The sequence below is a fragment of the Pseudomonas qingdaonensis genome (assembly GCF_018398475.1).
Taxonomy (GTDB): domain Bacteria; phylum Pseudomonadota; class Gammaproteobacteria; order Pseudomonadales; family Pseudomonadaceae; genus Aquipseudomonas; species Aquipseudomonas palmensis.
In genome coordinates this window covers 362,636-382,679 of the sequence record NZ_CP074676.1, presented here as the reverse complement: position 1 = coordinate 382,679, position 20,044 = coordinate 362,636, and the positions used below count along the sequence as shown (strand labels likewise).

The window sequence follows — 20,044 nt, the reverse complement described above, 5'->3', positions numbered from 1 at the left end:
AAGCGAACGCGCAGGGCCAGCCTGCGCGTCGGGTTTCGAACCGGGCGTGGGGCCGCGGCCTTATTCCATGTCCTTCAGCCAGGCGGTGTCCTTGAACCACTTGTCGTGGATTCGATCGTAGGTGCCGTCGTGCTTGATCTGGTGCAGGAAGTTGTTGATGAAGTTCAGGCTGTCGTAGTCGCCCTTCTTCAGGCCGAAGGCCAGCGGTTCGAAGGTGAACGGCTCGTCGAGGAACAGCAGCTTGCCGGCGCCGGCCTTGTTCACTGCCACCACGTTGTACGGGGCGTCGTAGACGAAGGCGTCGGCCTTGCCGTTGACCACGTCCATCACCGCTTCCTGCTCGTTGTCGTAGCCGTGGTACTTGGCCTTGCCGATCAGCTTCTTGGCGACCATTTCACCGGTGGTGCCGAGCTTGGAGGTCAGGCGGTACTTCTCGTTGTTCAGGTCCTTGTAGGTCTTGATCTCGCCGGCCAGCTCCTTGCGGATCAGCAGGGTCTGACCGACCACGATGAAGGGTTCGCTGAAGTTGAGCTTGAGGTTGCGCTCCTGGGTCAGGGTCATGCCGCTGCCGATCATGTCGAACTTGTCGGTCATCAGGGCCGGGATGATGCCGTCGTAGGCGGTGGAGACGGTTTCCAGCTTGACGCCCATGGACTTGGCCATGGCCTTGAGGATATCGACTTCGAAGCCGATGATCTCGCCACGCTTGTTGGTCATCTGGAACGGCATGTAGGTAGGGTCCATGCCTACGCGCAAGGTGCCGCGCTTGACCGCGTCATCGATGGCGCCGGCTGCCTGTGCAGCGTTCACCGTCATCAGTGCCGCGACGCCGATCATCAGCATCGACAGATACTTTTTCATCATCACCAGATCCCCCAGCAGGAAAACTTCGAGTTTTATTATCGGGGGGGATGCTAACGCATGGGGGGCGTTGTTGGTATCAGAAAAAGGAGTGAAACATCGCCGGCAAAGCCGGCTCCTACAACGGCACGGATGACCTGTAGGAGCCAGCGTTGCTGGCGAAGGGGCCCGCAGATCAGGCCCCGGCGAGTGCGGCCTGCCCCTCGTGCTGCGGGTGCAGCGGCAACAGCGGCGAGTGCGGGTCGTTGGCAATCGACTCACGCCACACATCCAGCCAGGCGCGGTTGTCTTCGGCCCACACGCGGCTGTGCAGCCGTGCCAGGGCGACCGGGTCGCTGAGCAGCGCCAGGCGCGTGGCGCCATCCAGCGCGGCCGGGCCGACTTCCAGGGCCTTGGCGATGCGCTCGGCGCGGTTGCGCTCGACCACCTCCGCCACGCCATGGCGCGCGGTCGCCAGGGCACAGGCCAGGGCGTTCTGTTGCGGGTCGACCACGGCCCGCACAAACCCGTCCTTCAGCGCATGCCAGCGGTTTTCGTGGGTGTACTGGTCGGTGGCCAGCAGTTCCTGCGGCGTGGCGTATTCCTCAGGGATCAGGAACAGCTTCTCGTCCTTGGCGCGCAGGCCCAGGTTGGTGCGGCTGGAAATCACCGACACCGGGATCGACAGCATCAGCGAGCCCACGATCGGCACCAGCCACCACAGGAAGCTCGGGTTCAGCCACGCCACCAGCAGCGCCCAGGCCACGCCCAGCAGGGTCTGCGGGCCATGCCGGCGCACCGCTTCGCTCCACGGGGTGGAGTCGTCGTCACGCTGTGGCGAGTTCCAGGTCGCGGCCCAGCCCAGGAACGCGGCCAGCACGAAGCGGGTGTGGAAGATCATGCGTACCGGCGCCAGCAGCATGGAGAACAGCATCTCCAGCAGCATCGACAGGGTGACCTTGATGCGCCCGCCGAACTCCTTGGCGCCCTTGGCCCAGATCAGGATGATGCTCAGCAGCTTGGGCAGGAACAGCAGCACGATGGTGGTGGAGAACAGCGCGATGGCTTTTTCCGGGTGCCACTGCGGCCACAGCGGGTAGAGCTGACGCGGTTCGAGGAAGTACTGCGGCTCCATCAGGGTGTTGGTCGCCAGCAGCGCGGTCGACAGCACCAGGAAGAAGAACCACAGCGGCGCCGACAGGTACGACATCACCCCGGTGAGGAACACCGCACGGTGCACCGGGTGCATGCCCTTGACCAGGAACAGGCGGAAGTTCATCAGGTTGCCGTGGCACCAGCGCCGATCGCGCTTGAGCTCGTCGAGCAGGTTGGGCGGCAACTCTTCATAGCTGCCCGGCAGGTCATAGGCGATCCACACGCCCCAGCCGGCACGGCGCATCAGTGCGGCTTCGACGAAGTCGTGGGACAGGATCGCACCAGCGAAGGCGCCCTTGCCCGGCAACGGCGCCAGGGCGCAGTGCTCGATGAAGGGTTTCATGCGGATGATCGCGTTGTGGCCCCAGTAGTGCGATTCGCCCAGCTGCCAGAAGTGCAGGCCGGCGGTGAACAGCGGGCCGTACACCCGGGTGGCGAACTGCTGCATGCGCGCATACAGGGTATCCATGCCCGACGCCTTGGGCGCGGTCTGGATGATCCCGGCGTCGGGGTTGGCTTCCATCAGCCGCACCAGGCTGGTGAGGCATTCGCCGCTCATCACGCTGTCGGCGTCGAGTACCACCATGTAGCGGTAGTCCGCGCCCCAGCGACGGCAGAAGTCGTCGAGGTTGCCGCTCTTGCGTTTGACCCGGCGACGACGGCGACGGTAGAAGATGCGCCCGAAGCCCTTGGCCTCACGGCATACGTCCAGCCAGGCCTGCTGTTCGGCCACGGCGATGTCGGTGTCGTTGGTGTCGCTGAGCACGAAGAAGTCGAAGCGGTCCAGGTTGCCCGTGGCCGCCACCGACTCGAAGGTCGCACGCAGGCCGGCGAACACCCGGGCCACGTCTTCGTTGCAGATCGGCATCACCAGTGCGGTTCGCGCCCCGGCCTCGATCGGTTCGTTGCCGGCGCTGCTGCCAGAGATCCGGTACTTGTCACGCCCGGTGAGCAGTTCCAGAAAGCCCATCAGCGCGGTCCAGAAACCGGCCGACACCCAGCAGAACAGAATGCCGAACAGGATCAGGATGCTGGTCTGCAGCGCATACGGCCACACCTGGGTGACGGTCTGCATGAACGACTGGTGCATGATTTCGTCGAGGTCGACGAACGACCAGCCCTGGTACGGCAGGATGCCCTTCATGTACCAGCCGGCGACCACGGTCTGGCCGAGCATCAACGCCAGCAGGATGTAGCGGCGCATCGAACCCACCCAGCGCCAGCGCGCCTTGGGCAGCTCGCGCTGTTCAGGCGCCGGCGCGTTGGTACGTCCGGTGACCCGGCGCCAGGCGCGCACCAGGATGTTGGTGCGCCATGGCTCGGGGATCACCCGGGTGCGGTGGATCGGCGGGGTGGCCTTCAGGCACACCCGGCCACTGGCGTCGAGGGCGAGCATCTCGGCCTCTTCCAGTTCCGCAGCGCTGTCCAGGGTCAGGCGGCTGCCCACCGAACCCTGTACCGAACCGTTTTCACCCACCGGCGGCTGCGCCGACAGGCGTCGGTGCAGCTCGCTGAACGAATTGCAGCTGGCCAGTTCGGCGCGCTGCTCGTCGCTCAGGGGCAGATGGGCCAGGTACTCGCCAAGCGATTCCGGCCTTTGTGAAGAGTTACTCATCGGCAGGCAACTGATAGCTCCAGGTCTCGGTCAACACCTGTTCGGTGGTGGCCGGTGTCCCGGTGGTGGTCGCCGCATCGGCGGCTGGCGGCTGGGCAGGTTTTTCCTGCTTGGCGTGCTTGGCAGCGGCCTTGTCCTGCTTGGCAGGCTTGGCCGGCTTGGGCTGTTCGACCGGCACGTCGCGCAGCAGCGCGGCGCGCATTTCGGTGGCCTTGCTCGGGTCTTTGACCTTCAGGCGCAGGGTCAGGCGCCAGCCCTTGATCTCGGGGTTGTAGCGCAGGTTGTTCTCGACCACTTCGGCGTTGTCGTCGGTGGTCACCTGGCTGCGCACGTTGGCATCTTCCGGCAGGGCGGCCAGCACCGGGCCCTCGAAGTCGACCAGGAACGCGATGCTGCCATCGGGCTGGCGGATCAGGTTGGACTGCTTGACGTCACCGGTGGAGCGCAGGGTCTGCTTGACCCAGCCCAGGTTCGGCGAGTGGAACTCGGACTCGTCGATGGTCCAGTGCAGGCGGTAGTTGAATTCGGATGCCACACCGGGCTCAGGCAGTTTTTCCGGGCTCCAGAAGGCCACGATGTTGTCGTTGGTCTCGTCGGCGGTCGGGATCTCGACCAGGTCGACGGTGCCCTTGCCCCAGTCGCCGCTCGGCTCGATCCAGGCGCTCGGGCGCTTCTGGTAGTTGTCGTCGAGGTCTTCGAACTGGCTGAACTCGCGCTGGCGCTGCAGCAGGCCGAACCCACGCGGGTTCTCGACGCTGAAGTTGCTCACGGCCAGGTGCTTGGGGTTGTTGAGCGGGCGCCACAGCCATTCGCCGTTGGCCGCATGGATCGACAGGCCTTCGGAGTCGTGCAGCGCAGGGCGGTAGTTGGGCACCTTGGACGGCTGGTTGCCGCCGAACAGGAACATGCTGGTCAGCGGGGCGATGCCCAGGCGGCTGACGTGGTCACGCAGGTACACCCTGGACTTGACGTCGACGATGGTGTCGGTGCCCGGGCGCAGGGTCAGCTTGTAGGCGCCGGTGGAGCGCGGCGAATCGAGCAGCGCGTAGATCACCAGGTGCTTGTCGGTCGGCTTGGGCTTCTCGACCCAGAACTCGGTGAAGCGCGGGAACTCCTCGCCCGACGGCAGCGCGGTGTCGATGGCCAGGCCACGGGCCGACAGGCCATACACATGGCCCTTGCCGACCACGCGGAAATAGCTGGCGCCAAGCAGGGTCATGATTTCATCCTGCTTGTCGGCCTTGTTGATCGGGTACAGCACGCGAAAGCCGGCGTAGCCGAGCTTGTCGGTGGCCTTGGGGTCGAACTGCACGTCGCCGAAGTCGAAGCGGCTCGGGTCGTACTTGATCTCCTGCACCTTGTTGGCGGTGACTTCGTTGATGCGTACCGGCGTGTCGAAGTGCATGCCCTGGTGGTAGAACGACAGCTTGAACGGGGTCTTGTCCTGGGCCCACTCGGCCTTGTCCTGCAGGAAGCGGATCTTCTGGTAGTCGCCGTACTTCATGTCACGGAACACGGCCGGCAGGTTGCTCTTGGGTGCTTCGTACTTCTGCCCGGCCAGGTCTTTGGCCTTGGCTGCCACGTCGTCGAGGTTGAACGCCCAGAGCTGGCCCGCGCTGAGCAGGCAGACCAGTGCAGAGGCTGCCACGAAGGCCTTGCGCAGCCGATTGGCGGAAGTTCTTGGTGCATTACAGGGACTTACAATCACGAGCAACCCTCGCCGAAAACAGATCAAAGAACCAACGGCCAGCGACGTATGCCGGGTTGGCGAGCACTGTTCGGACTCCGAAAGGGCACAATGATTCCCCAAACGGTTCCGGACGATGCTCAAGTCAGAGTAAAACGGGCCTGCGAACGCAGGCCCACATTTCGCGCGATTATCCAGCAGGCCGCGTTACAACGCATCAGGGCCAAGCAACTATTTATGCTGAAAAGCCGCTGTTTTCATGCAAGCAGCGGCCTTTTCACCTTCATATTTGTAGCATAAATGTCACAGGGCCATCATTGACCAGGTGAACCTGCATGTCCGCACCGAAACGCCCGCTCGCCACCGTGGGGTGCTTGAGCCTCGCCTGGGCCAGCAGGTAATCGAACAGTTCGGCACCGAGTGCCGGTGGCGCGGCGGTGGAAAAGCTCGGGCGCAGGCCGCTCTGGGTGTCGGCAGCCAGGGTGAACTGCGATACCAGCAGCAGGCCGCCGTCGATGTCCTTGAGCGACAGGTTCATCTTGCCCTGGGGGTCGCTGAACACCCGGTAGTTGAGCAGCTTGTGCAGCAGCTTGTCGGCGTGGGCCGGGGTGTCGCCGGGCTCGACGGCGACCAGCACCAGCAGGCCCTGGTCGATGGACCCGACGATCTCGCCGTCGACCTCTACCCGCGCGCCACGCGCGCGTTGCAGCAGGCCCTTCACGCTTCTTCCAGCGGCAGGTCGAGCAGGCGCCGGGCCATCTGGTCGGCGGCGCGCACCAGGGCATCGGTGATGCCGGGCTCGGAGGCGGCGTGGCCGGCGTCGCGAATCACTTTCAGCTCGCTGTTGGGCCAGGCCTGGTGCAGCGCCCAGGCGTTGTCCAGCGGGCAGATCACGTCATAGCGACCGTGCACGATCACCGCCGGCAGGTGGGCGATACGCGGCATGTCGCGGATCAGCTGGTCGGGCTCCAGGAACGCGTTGTTCATGAAGTAGTGGCATTCGATGCGGGCAATCGACAGGGCGCGTTGCGGCTCGGAGAAGCGGTCGACCACCAGCGGGTTGGGACGCAGCGTCGCGGTGCGGCCCTCCCAGGTGGACCAGGCCTTGGCCGCATGCATCTGGGCGATCTGGTCGTTGCCGGTAAGGCGCTTGTGGAAGGCCTTGACCAGGTCGTCGCGCTCGTCGGCGGGGATCGGCGCGATGTAATCCTGCCAGTAGTCGGGGAACAGTCGGCTGGCACCTGCCTGGTAGAACCATTCGATTTCCTGCGGGCGGCACAGGAAGATGCCGCGCAGGATCAGCCCGTGCACGCGCTCGGGGTGGGTCTGGGCGTAGGCCAGGGCCAGGGTCGAGCCCCAGGAACCGCCGAACAGCACCCATTTTTCGATGTTCAGGTGCTCGCGGATACGCTCGATGTCTTCGATCAGGGCCTGGGTGGTGTTGTTCTCCAGGCTCGCGTGCGGGGTGGAGCGACCGCAGCCGCGCTGGTCGAAGGTGACGATGCGGTACAGGTTGGGGTCGAAATAGCAGCGGCTTTGCGCATCGCAGCCGGCGCCCGGGCCGCCATGAATGAACAGCACGGGCAGACCTTCCGGGGAACCGCTTTCATCGACGTACAGTACATGCGGTGCTTCCACGGCCAGATCGTGCCGGGCGTAGGGTTTGATCTGCGGGTACAAGGTCTGCATTACGCACTCCGTGTGGGGAAATAGGCTGCCGTTGGGCATCATAAACCCGAAATGCGCTTTGAGCATGTACCTGTGTTCGGCTTTCGGGCCCCTTCGCCGGCAAGGCCGGCTCCTAACGGTTCGCAACCGTCTGCAGGAGCCGGCCTTGCCGGCGAAGGCAGCGCCGCGGTCCTATGCCGGGTAACGCTCGCGCCCCCACCCCAGCATCGCCACCAGCATCTGCTCCAGCACCCGCTGGGTCAGCTGCGCCAGATCGTCGCGGTAGGTGAACGGCGCCACCTCCTCCATGTAGTTGCACTGCGCCAGTTCCATCTGCACCGCATGCACGTTGTTGGCCGGGGCGCCATAGTGACGGGTGATGTGCCCGCCCTTGAAGCGCCCGTTGAGCACATGGCTGTAGCCCTGCGCGCCGGCCGCCACCGCCCTGACCCGCTCGGCCAGCGCCGCATCGCAGCTCGCGCCATTGAAGGTGCCGATGTTGAAGTCCGGCAACGTGCCGTCGAACAGGTGAGGGATCACCGAGCGGATCGAGTGTGCATCCCACAGCAACGCATAGCCGAACTGCTCGCGCAGGCGCGCCAGCTCGCCGGTGAGGGTGTCGTGATACGGCCGCCAGATGGCCTCCAGGTAGCCCGCCCGTTCGGCCGCACTCGGCTCCAGCCCCGCCTTGAACAGCGGCTGCCCTTCGAACAGCGTGGCCGGGAACAGCCCGGTGGTGGCGCCGGCATACAGCGGCTGGTCATCCTCGGGCCGGTTCAGGTCGATGACGAAGCGCGAATACTCGCCCACCACCACGCTGGCGCCCAGCTCACGGGCAAAGGCGTACAGGCGCGGAATGTGCCAGTCGGTGTCCGGCAGGCCCCTGGCCTCGTCCACCAGCCCGGCCTCGACCGCCGGGGTCAGCCTGAGCCCGGCATGGGGAATGCTGACCAGCAGCGGCAGCGTACCCTGGTGAAAACTCACGACCTTGTCCATGCAGCCTCCCCTTTATCGGTCAGTTCAACGCCGTGGCGCACCACCCGCTTGTGCAGGTCGCCGCCCAGCCAGTAGGCCAGGTCTGCCGGCCGTTCGATGTCCCAGGCCACGAAGTCGGCCACCTTGCCGACCTCCAGCGAGCCATGACTGTCGCCCAGCCCCAACGCCGTGGCGGCATGCACGGTGACACCGGCCAGGGCTTCTTCGGGGGTCATGCGAAACAGGGTGCAGGCCATGTTCAGCATCAGGCGCAGCGACAAGGCCGGCGAGGTGCCGGGGTTGAGGTCGCTGGCAATCGCGATCTTCACGCCGTGCCTGCGCAGCGCGTCCATCGGCGGCAGCTGGGTTTCGCGCAAGAAGTAGAACGCCCCCGGCAGCAGCACCGCCACCGTACCGGCCTGGGCCATGGCGATGGCATCGGCCTCGTCCATGAACTCCAGGTGATCGGCCGACAGTGCCTGGTAGCGCGCCGCCAGGCTCGAACCGTGCAGCGACGACAGCTGCTCGGCATGCAGCTTGACCGGCAGGCCCAGCTCGCGGGCCTTGAGAAACACCCGCTCGACCTGCGCCGGCGAAAACGCCAGGTATTCGCAGAACGCATCCACCGCGTCCACCAGCCCTTCGCCAGCCAGCACCGGGAGCATCTGCTCGCAGATGTGAGTGATGTAGTCGTCGGCGCGCTCGGCGTACTCGGGCGGCAAGGCATGCGCCGCCAGGCAGGTGCTGCGCACGGTCAGCGGCAGCGTTTCGCCGAGCCGGCGCGCCACCTTGAGCATCTTGCGCTCGTTGTCCAGGTCCAGGCCGTAGCCGGACTTGATCTCCAGGGTGGTCACACCATCACGCATCAGGGCCTGCACCCGGCGCAGGGCGCTGGCATACAGCTCGTCTTCGCTGGCGGCGCGGGTGGCGCGCACGGTGCTGGCGATGCCACCCCCCTGGGCGGCGATCTCGGCGTAGCTCACGCCCTGCAGGCGCTGTTCGAACTCGCCGCTGCGGTTGCCGCCGAACACCGCGTGGGTGTGGCAGTCGATCAGCCCGGGGGTGACCCAGGCGCCGCCCAGGTCGACCGTGCTGTCAGGCACAGGGTCTGCCAGCGCCTGGCGCGGGCCGATCCATTCGATGCGCCCGGCGCAGGTGACAATGGCCGCGTCCTCGATGATCGAGTAGGCGCCGTGCGCCATGCTTGCCACATGGCAGTGCTGCCAGAGGGTTTTCATGCACAGTCTCCGTAACTATTGAGGCGTCGACACCGGCTGCGTGACCGTGCCACGCGGCTTGCACCACAGCCAGTAGGCGGCCACCAGGAACACCACCCACACCACGCCGACGATCAACGCCGCCTGGGTGTCGGGGAAGTAGCCCAGCACGCCGAACACGAACAGCATGAAGGCGATGGCTGCGGCCGGCCCATACGGCCAGAACGGTACCGGGAACTTCAGTTGCGCGACCTCTTCGCGGCTCATGCTGCGGCGCATGGCCACCTGGGTCACCAGGATCATCAGCCACACCCATACCGTAGCAAAGGTGGCAATGGAGGCGATCAGCAGGAACACGTTTTCCGGAATCAGGTAGTTGAGCACCACGCCACCGAGCAGCGCAGCGCCCATCACCAGCACGGTCATCCACGGCACGCCGTGGCGCGAGATCTTCGAGAAGCCCTTGGGCGCGTGGCCCTGCTCGGCCAGGCCGTACATCATGCGCCCGGCACCGAAGATATCGCTGTTGATGGCCGACACCGCCGCCGAGATCACCACGATGTTGAGCACCGTGGCCGCCGAACCGATCCCCAGGTTGCTGAAGATCTGCACGAACGGGCTGCCCTGGCTGCCGATCTGCGGCCAGGGGTACAGGCACATCAGCACGAACAGGGTGAGCACATAGAACAGCAGGATGCGCAGCGGCACGGCGTTGATCGCCTTGGGGATCACGCGCTGCGGGTCCTTGGCTTCACCGGCGGTGATACCGATGATCTCGATGCCGCCGAAGGCGAACATCACCACCGCGAACGAGGCGATCAGTCCACCGACACCGTTGGGCATGAAGCCGCCGTGATCGAACAGGTTGCCGATGCCCACCGTGTTGCCCGCCTCGGCATTGGCCAGGCCGAAGGCCATGATGCCGAAACCGGCCAGGATCATCGCCACGATCGCGCCGACCTTGAGCAGCGACAGCCAGAACTCCATCTCGCCGAACACCTTGACGTTGCACAGGTTGAGCCCGCCGATCAGGAACACGATGCCCAGCACCCACACCCAGCGCGCCACCTCGGGAAACCAGAAGCCCATGTAGATGCCGAAGGCCGTGACGTCGGCCAGGCACACGATGATCATTTCAAAGGCGTAGGTCCAGCCCAGCACGAAGCCGGCCATGGGCCCCAGGTAGGTGCTGGCGTACTTTCCGAACGAGCCGGACACCGGGTTGTGCACGGCCATTTCACCCAGTGCACGCATCACCATGAACACCGCCGCGCCGCCGATCAGGTAGGCCAGCAACACCGCCGGGCCGGCCATCTGGATGGCCGCGGCCGAACCGTAGAACAGCCCGGTGCCGATGGCCGAGCCCAGTGCCATGAATCGAATGTGCCGGGCCGTAAGCCCGCGCTTGAGACCTTGTGCTTGAGATTGCATTTCGCGTTCCTGTTTTTTTTGTAGGCGAAAAGCAGCGCGAACCCGCCAGGGTTCGCGCGGCAGACGGCTGGCCTGCACGGCCAGCCGGTGGCGTCAGAGGCTGGGCAGCACCTTGGCCGGCAGCAGGCCGGTCAGCGTGCCCGCGGCCAGCAGGGCGATGGCCGCCTCGATGTCGGGGGCGAAGAAACGGTCCTTGTCGTAGTGCGCGACCTGGCCGCGCAGGGCCTGGCGCGCCTGCTCCAGCTTGGGCGAGGTCTTGAGGCCGGTGCGCAGGTCCAGGCCCTGGCAGGCGGCCAGCCATTCCACGGCCAGCACACCGCGGGTGTTCTCGGCCATTTCCCACAGGCGCTTGCCGGCGGCCGGGGCCATCGACACGTGGTCTTCCTGGTTGGCCGAGGTGGGAATGCTGTCGACGCTGTGCGGGTGCGCCAGCGCCTTGTTCTCGCTGGCCAGCGCGGCGGCGGTGACCTGGGCGATCATGAAGCCGGAGTTGACCCCGCCATTGGCCACCAGGAACGGCGGCAACTGCGACATGTGCTTGTCCATCATCAGCGAGATGCGCCGCTCGCTCAGCGAACCGATTTCGGCGATGGCCAGGGCCATGTTGTCGGCGGCCATGGCCACCGGCTCGGCGTGGAAGTTGCCACCGGAGATCACGTCACCCTCCTTGGCGAATACCAGCGGGTTGTCGGACACCGCGTTGGCCTCCACCACCAGTACCTCGGCGGCCTGGCGCAACTGGGTCAGGCAGGCGCCCATCACCTGTGGCTGGCAACGCAGGGAGTACGGGTCCTGCACCTTGCCGCAGTTCTGGTGCGAGGCCGACACTTCGCTGCCGTCGCCCAGCAGGTCGCGGTAGCAGGCGGCCGAGTCGATCTGGCCACGCTGGCCGCGGGCCTGATGAATGCGGTCATCGAAGGGCGAGCGCGAGCCCAGCACCGCTTCGACGGTGAGGCTGCCGCAGGCGACGGCGGCAGCGAACAGGTCTTCGCCTTCGAACAGCCCGCGCAGCGCATAGGCGGTGGACGCCTGGGTGCCGTTGAGCAGGGCCAGGCCCTCCTTGGCAGCCAGGGTCAGCGGCTCGAGGCCGGCCACCGCCAGCGCTTCGGTGGCCGACAGCCATTGGCCCTTGTGGCGGGCCTTGCCTTCGCCCAGCAGCACCAGCGACATGTGCGCCAGCGGTGCGAGGTCGCCGGAGGCGCCCACCGAGCCCTTGAGCGGAATGTGCGGGTAGACCTCGGCGTTGATCAGGGCAATCAGCGCGTCGATCACCTTGCGCCGGATGCCGGAAAAACCACGGCTCAGGCTGTTGACCTTGAGCACCATGATCAGGCGCACCAGGGCGTCGTCCAGCGGCGCGCCGACGCCGGCGGCGTGGGACAGCACCAGCGAGCGCTGCAGGTTCTCCAGGTCGTGGCTGGCGATGCGGGTCGAGGCCAGCAGGCCGAAACCGGTATTGATGCCGTAGGCGGTGCGGTCCTCGGCAAGGATCTGCTCGACGCAGGCCACGCTGTCTTCGATCTGCTGGTCGGCGCTGGCGTCCAGTTGCAGGGTCAGCGGTTGCTGGTAGATCGCACGCAGCTGAGCCAAGGTCAGGGTGCCAGGCTTCAGGGTCAGTTGGGTCACGTTATTGCTCCGTCTCGAAAGGCGTTCACGCCCGTCATGAATTCAGTATCGACCAGGGCGCCGCTCAGCGCGTGATCATCGGCAGGTTCAGACCCTGCTCTTTCGCACAGTCGATGGCGATCTGATAACCGGCATCGGCATGGCGCATCACGCCGGTGGCCGGGTCGTTGTGCAGGACGCGGGCAATACGCTCGGCGGCTTCGTCGGTGCCGTCGCACACGATGACCATGCCCGAGTGCTGCGAGAAGCCCATGCCCACCCCGCCGCCGTGGTGCAGGGAGACCCAGGTCGCGCCGCTGGCGGTGTTGAGCAGGGCATTGAGCAGCGGCCAGTCGGACACGGCGTCGGAGCCGTCCTGCATGGCTTCGGTTTCACGGTTGGGGCTGGAGACGGAGCCGGAGTCCAGGTGGTCGCGGCCGATCACGATCGGTGCCGACAGCTCGCCGCTGCGCACCATTTCGTTGAACGCCAGGCCCAGCTTGGCGCGCAGGCCCAGGCCGACCCAGCAGATACGTGCCGGCAGGCCCTGGAAGCTGATGCGCTCGCGGGCCATGTCCAGCCAGTTGTGCAGGTGCGCGTCGTCGGGGATCAGTTCCTTGACCTTGGCGTCGGTCTTGTAGATGTCCTGGGCGTCGCCCGACAGCGCGGCCCAGCGGAACGGGCCCACGCCGCGGCAGAACAGCGGGCGGATATAGGCAGGTACGAAGCCGGGGAAGTCGAAGGCGTTGGTCACACCCTCTTCCTTGGCCATCTGACGAATGTTGTTGCCGTAGTCGAAGGTCGGGATGCCCTGCTTCTGGAAGTCGAGCATGGCCTGCACGTGCACGGCCATCGACTGCCTGGCAGCCTTGACCACCGCCGCCGGTTCGGTCTGCGCGCGGTCGCGGTACTGCTCCCAGGTCCAGCCGGCCGGCAGGTAGCCATTGAGCGGGTCGTGGGCGCTGGTCTGGTCGGTGACCATGTCGGGGCGCACGCCGCGCTTGACCAGCTCGGGCAGGATTTCGGCGGCATTGCCCAGCAGGGCGATGGAGATGGCCTTGCCTTCGCCCGTGTATCTGGCGATGCGCGCCAGGGCGTCGTCCAGGTCGGTGGCCTGTTCATCCACGTAGCGGCTGCTCAGGCGGAAGTCGATGCGGCTCTGCTGGCATTCGATGTTCAGCGAGCAGGCGCCGGCCAGGGTCGCGGCCAGTGGCTGCGCGCCGCCCATGCCGCCCAGGCCCGCGGTGAGCACCCACTTGCCCTTGAGGCTGCCGTTGTAGTGCTGGCGGCCGGCTTCGACGAAGGTTTCGTAGGTGCCCTGCACGATGCCCTGGCTGCCGATGTAGATCCAGCTGCCGGCGGTCATCTGGCCGTACATGGCCAGGCCCTTGGCATCGAGTTCGTTGAAATGTTCCCAGTTGGCCCAGTGCGGCACCAGGTTGGAGTTGGCGATCAGTACGCGCGGGGCGTTGCTGTGGGTCTTGAACACGCCGACCGGCTTGCCGGATTGCACCAGCAGGGTCTCGTCGTCATTCAGGTGGGTGAGGCTCTCGACGATCTTGTCGTAGCACTCCCAGTTGCGCGCGGCGCGGCCGATGCCGCCGTACACCACCAGCTCCTTGGGGTTCTCGGCAACTTGCGGGTCGAGGTTGTTCATCAGCATGCGCAGCGGCGCTTCGGTCAGCCAGCTCTTGGCGGTGAGCTGGGTGCCGCGCGGGGCGCGAATTTCGACGTCACGGAATTTATTGTGCTTGTTCGTCACGTAAGGGCTCCTCGAGCGAAAGGCGAATTCGGGATGGCACTGCCATGGATGCAATACAAACATATATTTACTTGTATGTACAAGTACAGGCAACCAAAAAACAGTGTCGTCCGCTTCGCCGGCAAGGCCGGCTCCTACACGCAAAAAAAGAATGGAACCTGCAGGAGCCAGCCTTGCTGGCGAAGCCCTTAACGTTCGGTCAGCTCGATCAGGCAGATCTGCCCACTGACCTCGAATTCCAGCAACCCGTGATTGCCGTCCAGCCGCAGGCAGTCATAGCGACCCAGCGACTGCTCGGCATGCCCTGCGACCTTGACCCGCACCCGCTCGTGCGCCGCGAACACCAGCAGCGTCTGGGCCGAGCTGTACACCCGGCTTTCACCCGGCAGCCACTGCAACCGCGCGGCAAACCGCTGCGGCGCATAGATCAGGTTGAAGTCGCGAATCGGCCCGCCCAGCAGGTTGCAGCTCACTGCACTTTCGCCGCTGAAGGCGAAGGCATCGAATGCCAGCAGCTCGCGGCTGGCCTGGCCATCCACCATCAGGCGCATGCCATCGCCCTGCAGCACGCTGATCACGCGCTGATACCCGGCAAAGCTGGAAAACCCGCCCGACTCGGCGATGTCGGCAATCGACAGGCGCCAGCCAAAGCCCTCCAGGCCGGCCCCGCCATCGCGGGTGATCTCTTCGGTACTGCCGCCGCCGTTCTTCCACGGCATGCGCGGGTAGTCGGCGGCACGTAACAGGGTCAACGAACTCATTTGCTGAAGCGTCCTTCCAGGCGGTGACGGGAACCGGGGTGAATCAGGCGCGCCGCCGTGACCGGCTGGCGACCCGACCAGGTGCGCCGGCGGATCAGCAGGCACGGCTCGCCCGGCTCGATCTGCAGCAGGCGGCATTCCTCGGGTTCGGCCAGGATCGCCTCGACCACGTGCTCGCCTTCGGTCAGCGGCGCCACCTGGGACAGGTAGGCGTAGGGGGTCTGGCGGGTGAAGTCCTGCTTGAGGTAGTCCGGGGCGACCTGGGCGTTGACGAAGCGGTCCTCGATCTGCACCGGGATGCCGTTTTCGTAGTGCACGATCAGCGAATGGAACACCCGCTGCCCTTCGCGCATGTCCAGCGCCAGCGCCCGCTCCGAGCCTGCCGCCTCTTCGGTCAGGGTGATCACCTTGCAGCTGTGCTGGTGGCCGCGCGCGGCGATCTCGTCGGCGATGTTGTTGACCTCGAACAGCGCCGAGCGGCTCTTGGGCTCGGCGACGAAGGTGCCGACGCCCTGCATGCGCACCAGCAGGCCTTCGGCGGTCAGCTCGCGCAAGGCGCGGTTGATGGTCATGCGGCTGAAGCCCAGCTCGGTGACCAGTTCGCTCTCGGACGGTACGCGGTGATGCGGCGGCCAGCTGCCGTTCTGGATCTGCTGGGCGATCATCTGCTTGACCCGCGCATACAGCGGCGCCGGGCCCTCGCCCATGTGGGCAACCAACGCGGAGACAGGAGGTGTCGACACGGCAAAAATCCTTGGTGATGAGTATGACCGGTAGAGTGCCGCAGTTTACCGGGCAGGCAAACGTCTGTATATGTATATACAAATAACCAGAAAAGGGTGGCGTACCGATGTCCGTGTTCTTTGCCGAACGTGCTTTGTTGCCTACAGGCTGGGCAGAAAACGTGCGAATCGAGACAGGCCCCGACGGCCTGTTGAACTGCGTACAGCCAGGCGCCTCGGCAGATGGCGCCGAGCGCCTGGCCGGGCCGTTGCTGCCGGGCATGCCGAACCTGCACTCGCACGCCTTCCAGCGCGCGATGGCCGGCCTGGCGGAAGTGGCCGGCAACCCCAACGACAGCTTCTGGACCTGGCGCGAGCTGATGTACCGGCTGGTGGGCCGGATCAGCCCCGAGCAACTGGGCATCATTGCGCGCCAGCTGTACATCGAGATGCTCAAGGCCGGCTACACCTCGGTGGCCGAATTCCATTACGTGCACCATGACGCCCAGGGCAAGGCCTATGCCGACCCGGCCGAACTGTCGCTGCGCATCAGCCAGGCCGCCGCCGACACCGGCATCGGCCTGACCTTGCTGCCGGTGCTGTACAGCCACTCGGGTTTCGGCGGGCAGGCGCCCAATGACGGGCAACGTCGCTTCATCAACGGCACCGAGCAGTACCTGCACCTGCACACGCAACTGGCGCCGCTGCTCGCCCAGCAACCGGCGCAGCGCCTGGGGCTGTGCTTTCACTCCCTGCGCGCGGTCACCCCGCAGCAGATCGCCCAGGTCATGGCTGCCGGTGACAAGGCCTGCCCGGTGCATATCCACATTGCCGAACAGCAGAAGGAAGTCGACGACTGCCTGGCCTGGAGTGGCCGCCGGCCATTGCAGTGGCTGTATGAAAACGTCGATGTCGACCAGCGCTGGTGCCTGGTGCACGCCACCCACGCCGAGCCCGACGAAGTCAGCGCCATGGCGCGCAGCAAGGCGGTGGCCGGCCTGTGCCTGACCACCGAGGCCAACCTGGGCGACGGCATCTTCCCTGCCGTCGACTACCTGGCCCAGGGCGGGCGCATGGGCATCGGCTCGGACAGCCATGTGTCGCTGAGCGTGGTGGAGGAATTGCGCTGGCTCGAATATGGCCAACGCCTGCGCGACCAGCGGCGCAACCGGTTGCATGGGGCCGATCAGCCGATGGTGGGGCGCACCCTGTTCGATGCGGCCCTGGCCGGTGGTGCGCAGGCGCTGGGGCAGCCGGTTGGCGAACTGGCGGTGGGCCGGCGGGCCGACTGGATTGTGCTGGATGGGGCCGATCCGTATATCGCCACGGCGAGCGGGGACGGGGTTCTCAATCGCTGGCTGTTTGCCGGCAGCGACCGGCAGGTGCGCGATGTGATGGTCAATGGCAAGTGGGTGGTGCAACAGGGGCGGCATGCGGGTGAAGAACAGAGTGCGCAGGCGTTTGCCGGGGTGCTTCGCGAAGTGCTGGGCTGATCTCAAACCGCAGCGCGGCCTTCGCCGGCAAGGCCGGCTCCTACAGGTTCGACACCGCCTGTAGGAGCCGGCCTTGCCGGCGAAAGGGCCGTTACCGTTTTTGCGCGATATCGCGGTCGGAGACGCGCCAGATCAGCCGCGTGGTGTCATACCCCTGCTGACGCGCCCGCGCCAGCAGGCTCTCGCGCTCCAGCGCCGGAATCGTTGGCGTGCGCGACAGTATCCACAGGTACTTGCGGTCCGGGTTACCCACCAGTGCCGTCTGGTAGTCCTTGTCCACGTACAGCACCCAGTAATCGCCCTTCGTCACCCCCGGCAGCAACCGCGAGAACCAGTTGTCGAACTCCACCCACAGCTTGTCGGTCTTGCCCTGCACCTGTGGCGTCGCCGTACCACTGGCCTCCTCCCACTCGCCCTCGAGCGTGATGCAGCGGTTGAGCACGCCCACCGTGCCGTCCGGCTTGAGGTTGTAATGCGCTTCGCTCTGCGCGCAATTGCGCTGGAAGAACATCGGCAACCGCGCCAGCTCGAACCACTTGCCCTGGTAACGCTTGAGGTCGACGCTGTCGACGGTCTTGGGCGGCAACGGCCCGTCGTCGCGCGAATGCGCACAACCGGTCAGCAGCAGGCCGGCGCACAGGCTCAACAGCAGGGGCAGGCGTTTCATTTGAGACCCTGCCCCGAGTACATCAGCACCTTGTCGGCGGCGTACTGCACGCTGATGAAGGCTTTCTGGTCGCCCCAGGTACAACTGGTCATGCCCAGCGCGCCGGAACACTCGGTGGGGCTGCCCAGCAGTCGCTCGACCTCGGCCTTGGGCATGCCGGCCTGGAGCTTGGAATAGTTTTCCTGGTTGATCTTGCTGCATGCGGCCAGCAACACGCACAACGACAACAGGGCGAGGGAACGCAACGACATGGGGTCACTCCTGAACATGAGGGTGCAAGCACGGGGCCTGACTCGAGCTTAGAAGCAAAAACCCCTATCCGGTTCCCGGCAACCCCATTTACCTGCACGGTTATCGTTGCCATTTGTCGACTAGTCGCACATCCGCCTCATTTTTTGCCCGGCGCGGACGACACAGGAGGGCGCTGCGACGTTTCGCCGCGCCCTCCCCGTTGACCGCCTTGTGCAGACAGACCTCGCAATGACCAAAAACCTGAAGTTCAGCCACAAGATCCTGCTGGCCGCCGCCCTTGTGGTCGCGGTGGCGTTTACCTGTTTCATCCTGTTCAACGATTACCGCCAGCGCCAGTCGCTGCGCAGCAACACCGAGGCCACGATGCAGGAGCTCGGCAGCCTTACCACCAGCAACATCCAGACCTGGCTGCAGAGCCGCATCCAGCTGCAGCATTCGTTTGCCCAGCAGGTGGCCGTGGATGGCCCCGGCAAGCCGAGCCTGGACCGGCTGATGGCGTTGCCGGTGTATGCCAGCAACTTCACCCTGACCTACTTCGGCGGCCAGGACGGCAGCATGCAATCGATGCCCACGGGCAACCGCGCCGCCGACTACGACCCGCGGGTACGCGGCTGGTACAAGGGCGCCAGCGAGGCCGGGCGCAGCATCGTTACCGAACCCTACGTCTCGGCCTCCTCGGGCAAGCTGGTGATCACCATTGCCACCCCGGTGCAGCAGGCTGGCCGCCTGATCGGTGTCAGCGGTGCCGACACCGACCTGGACACCATCAGCAGCATCATCAACTCGCTGAACTTCGACGGCCACGGCCTGGCGTTCATCGTCAATGCCGAGGGCAAGATCCTGATCCACCCGGACAGCTCGCTGACCCTCAAGCGCCTGGCCGATGCCTACCCGCAGGGCACGCCGCAGCCGGGTAGCGGCCTCAAGGAAGTCGAGCAGGACGGGCGCCGGCAGTTCATCAGTTTCACCCGCGTCAACGGCGTGCCTTCGGCCGACTGGTACGTAGCGATGGTGGTCGACCAGGACTACGCCTTTGCCATGCTCGGCGAGTTTCGTACCTCGGCCATCGTGGCCACGGCCATCGCCGTGTTGATCATCATCGCCTTGCTCGGCGTGCTGATCCGCGTCCTGATGGAGCCGCTGTATGTGATGGGCCGCGCCATGCACGATATCGCCGAAGGAGAAGGCGACCTGACCCGGCGCCTGCGCATTCATGCCCATGACGAGTTCGGCGCGCTGGGCTCCTCGTTCAACCGCTTCGTGGAACGTATCCACAACTCGATCAGCGAAGTGTCCTCAGCCACCGGTCGGGTCAATGAAGTGGCCCTGCGCGTGGTCAGCGCCTCGAACGCGTCGATCCACAATGCCGACCAGCAGTCGGGCCGCACCAGCAGCGTGGCGGCGGCGATCAACCAGCTGGGCGCCGCCGCCCATGAGATCGCCCACAACGCCGCCCTTGCCTCACAGCACTCCAGCGAAGCACGCAACCTGGCCGAGGACGGCCAGCAGGTGGTCGACCAGACCATTGCGGTGATGAACCAGCTGTCGAGCAAGATCAGCGACGCCAGCACCCATATCGAGACGCTCAACGCCAACACGGTGAACATCGGCCAGATTCTCGAGGTGATCAGCGGCATTTCCCAGCAGACCAACCTGCTGGCACTGAACGCGGCCATCGAGGCGGCACGTGCCGGCGAGGCCGGTCGCGGGTTTGCGGTGGTGGCCGACGAGGTGCGCAACCTGGCCCACCGTACCCAGGACTCGGCGCAACAGGTGCAGAAGATCATCGAGCAGTTGCAGGCCGGCGCACAGGTGGCGGTGGGCACCATGACCGAGAGTCAGCGCCAGAGCGAGCACAGCGTGGGCATTGCCAACCAGGCCGGCGAGCGCCTGGGCAGCGTGACCGTGCGCATTGGCGAAATCGACGGGATGAACCAGTCGGTGGCCACCGCCACCGAAGAGCAGACGGCCGTGGTGGAATCGATCAATGTCGACATCACCGAGATCAATACGCTGAATCAGGAAGGGGTGGAGAATTTGCAGGCGACGCTGCGGGCCTGCAATGACCTGCAGAGCCAGGTGGACAGGTTGAAGCAGCTGGTGGGCAGCTTCAGGATCTAGGGTGAAACAATCGCGGGTCAAGCCCGCTCCCACAAGGACAGCGATAGTCCTAGTGGGAGCGGGCTTGACCCGC

16 protein-coding genes and 1 pseudogene are annotated in these 20,044 nt (G+C 65.6%); 3 read left to right on the top strand and 14 right to left on the bottom strand.

Annotated features, from left to right (window positions below; all coding sequences use genetic code 11):
• Window positions 1-60: 60 nt before the first annotated feature.
• The 12 genes from KH389_RS01790 to hutC all read right to left on the bottom strand — a co-directional run bounded on the left by KH389_RS01790 (window position 61) and on the right by hutC (window position 15,423).
• Window positions 61-861 (bottom strand): transporter substrate-binding domain-containing protein, encoded by an 801-nt coding sequence (locus KH389_RS01790; protein WP_043862230.1) that lies wholly within the window; start codon window positions 859-861, stop codon window positions 61-63.
• Between the two features lie 175 nt (window positions 862-1,036).
• On the bottom strand, window positions 1,037-3,610 hold the full coding sequence (mdoH, locus tag KH389_RS01785) for a glucans biosynthesis glucosyltransferase MdoH (protein WP_043862171.1): 2,574 nt from the start codon (window positions 3,608-3,610) through the stop codon (window positions 1,037-1,039).
• Window positions 3,603-5,318, bottom strand: coding sequence for a glucan biosynthesis protein G (locus KH389_RS01780; protein ID WP_078479895.1), 1,716 nt, complete (start codon window positions 5,316-5,318; stop codon window positions 3,603-3,605). Before KH389_RS01780 ends, mdoH begins: the two co-directional genes overlap by 8 nt.
• A gap of 262 nt (window positions 5,319-5,580) precedes the next feature.
• Window positions 5,581-6,018, bottom strand: a complete 438-nt coding sequence (dtd, locus tag KH389_RS01775) for a D-aminoacyl-tRNA deacylase (RefSeq protein WP_088514678.1) — start codon at window positions 6,016-6,018, stop codon at window positions 5,581-5,583.
• Window positions 6,015-6,986, bottom strand: coding sequence for a prolyl aminopeptidase (pip, locus tag KH389_RS01770; RefSeq protein ID WP_058541644.1), 972 nt, complete (start codon window positions 6,984-6,986; stop codon window positions 6,015-6,017). The genes dtd and pip overlap by 4 nt, the downstream gene beginning before the upstream one ends.
• 171 nt (window positions 6,987-7,157) lie before the next feature.
• Complete coding sequence (hutG, locus tag KH389_RS01765; RefSeq protein WP_213606783.1) at window positions 7,158-7,961, bottom strand: N-formylglutamate deformylase; 804 nt, start codon at window positions 7,959-7,961, stop codon at window positions 7,158-7,160.
• Complete coding sequence (gene hutI / locus KH389_RS01760; protein ID WP_213606781.1) at window positions 7,946-9,178, bottom strand: imidazolonepropionase; 1,233 nt, start codon at window positions 9,176-9,178, stop codon at window positions 7,946-7,948. Before hutI ends, hutG begins: the two co-directional genes overlap by 16 nt.
• A 15-nt stretch (window positions 9,179-9,193) precedes the next feature.
• Entirely contained in the window at window positions 9,194-10,588 is a 1,395-nt protein-coding gene (locus KH389_RS01755; RefSeq protein WP_123753321.1) for an amino acid permease, read from the bottom strand.
• A 93-nt stretch (window positions 10,589-10,681) separates the two neighbouring features.
• Entirely contained in the window at window positions 10,682-12,214 is a 1,533-nt protein-coding gene (gene hutH / locus KH389_RS01750) for a histidine ammonia-lyase (protein ID WP_213606779.1), read from the bottom strand.
• A gap of 64 nt (window positions 12,215-12,278) precedes the next feature.
• Window positions 12,279-13,955 carry a urocanate hydratase gene (gene hutU, locus KH389_RS01745; protein ID WP_043862179.1) on the bottom strand — a complete coding sequence of 559 codons (1,677 nt, stop codon included), beginning with the start codon at window positions 13,953-13,955 and terminating at the stop codon, window positions 12,279-12,281.
• Between the two features lie 188 nt (window positions 13,956-14,143).
• Complete coding sequence (locus KH389_RS01740; protein ID WP_213606777.1) at window positions 14,144-14,716, bottom strand: HutD/Ves family protein; 573 nt, start codon at window positions 14,714-14,716, stop codon at window positions 14,144-14,146.
• Window positions 14,713-15,423, bottom strand: coding sequence for a histidine utilization repressor (hutC, locus tag KH389_RS01735; RefSeq protein WP_162484873.1), 711 nt, complete (start codon window positions 15,421-15,423; stop codon window positions 14,713-14,715). The genes KH389_RS01740 and hutC overlap by 4 nt, the downstream gene beginning before the upstream one ends.
• A 143-nt stretch (window positions 15,424-15,566) precedes the next feature.
• On the opposite strand from hutC, the gene KH389_RS01730 reads away from it, so the two are divergent.
• Window positions 15,567-16,931, top strand: a complete 1,365-nt coding sequence (locus KH389_RS01730; RefSeq protein ID WP_213606776.1) for a formimidoylglutamate deiminase — start codon at window positions 15,567-15,569, stop codon at window positions 16,929-16,931.
• Between the two features lie 91 nt (window positions 16,932-17,022).
• Here KH389_RS01730 and KH389_RS01725 read toward each other — a convergent pair whose 3' ends face one another.
• Entirely contained in the window at window positions 17,023-17,598 is a 576-nt protein-coding gene (locus tag KH389_RS01725; RefSeq protein ID WP_058541650.1) for a lipocalin family protein, read from the bottom strand.
• Entirely contained in the window at window positions 17,595-17,849 is a 255-nt protein-coding gene (gene bamE, locus KH389_RS01720) for an outer membrane protein assembly factor BamE domain-containing protein (RefSeq protein WP_043862184.1), read from the bottom strand. The genes KH389_RS01725 and bamE overlap by 4 nt, the downstream gene beginning before the upstream one ends.
• A 229-nt stretch (window positions 17,850-18,078) precedes the next feature.
• Here bamE and KH389_RS27630 point away from each other — a divergent pair.
• Together KH389_RS27630 and KH389_RS27625 are read left to right on the top strand one after the other, a co-directional pair.
• Window positions 18,079-19,065, top strand: a pseudogene (locus KH389_RS27630) (cache domain-containing protein); the annotation flags it as partial.
• 45 nt (window positions 19,066-19,110) lie between these two features.
• Window positions 19,111-19,971, top strand: a complete 861-nt coding sequence (locus KH389_RS27625; protein ID WP_370409076.1) for a methyl-accepting chemotaxis protein — start codon at window positions 19,111-19,113, stop codon at window positions 19,969-19,971.
• Window positions 19,972-20,044 lie beyond the last annotated feature (73 nt).

Excerpts from the sequence above, each read along its gene's own strand:
- KH389_RS01790 (WP_043862230.1), bottom strand. The coding sequence starts at position 861 with ATGAAAAAGTATCTGTCGATGCTGATGATCGGCGTCGCGGCACTGATG.
- hutI (WP_213606781.1), bottom strand. The coding sequence starts at position 9,178 with ATGAAAACCCTCTGGCAGCACTGCCATGTGGCAAGCATGGCGCACGGC.
- mdoH (WP_043862171.1), bottom strand. The coding sequence starts at position 3,610 with ATGAGTAACTCTTCACAAAGGCCGGAATCGCTTGGCGAGTACCTGGCC.
- pip (WP_058541644.1), bottom strand. The coding sequence starts at position 6,986 with ATGCAGACCTTGTACCCGCAGATCAAACCCTACGCCCGGCACGATCTG.
- KH389_RS01740 (WP_213606777.1), bottom strand. The coding sequence starts at position 14,716 with ATGAGTTCGTTGACCCTGTTACGTGCCGCCGACTACCCGCGCATGCCG.
- KH389_RS01730 (WP_213606776.1), top strand. The coding sequence starts at position 15,567 with ATGTCCGTGTTCTTTGCCGAACGTGCTTTGTTGCCTACAGGCTGGGCA.
- bamE (WP_043862184.1), bottom strand. The coding sequence starts at position 17,849 with ATGTCGTTGCGTTCCCTCGCCCTGTTGTCGTTGTGCGTGTTGCTGGCC.
- hutG (WP_213606783.1), bottom strand. The coding sequence starts at position 7,961 with ATGGACAAGGTCGTGAGTTTTCACCAGGGTACGCTGCCGCTGCTGGTC.
- hutC (WP_162484873.1), bottom strand. The coding sequence starts at position 15,423 with ATGGGCGAGGGCCCGGCGCCGCTGTATGCGCGGGTCAAGCAGATGATC.
- KH389_RS01725 (WP_058541650.1), bottom strand. The coding sequence starts at position 17,598 with ATGAAACGCCTGCCCCTGCTGTTGAGCCTGTGCGCCGGCCTGCTGCTG.
- KH389_RS01755 (WP_123753321.1), bottom strand. The coding sequence starts at position 10,588 with ATGCAATCTCAAGCACAAGGTCTCAAGCGCGGGCTTACGGCCCGGCAC.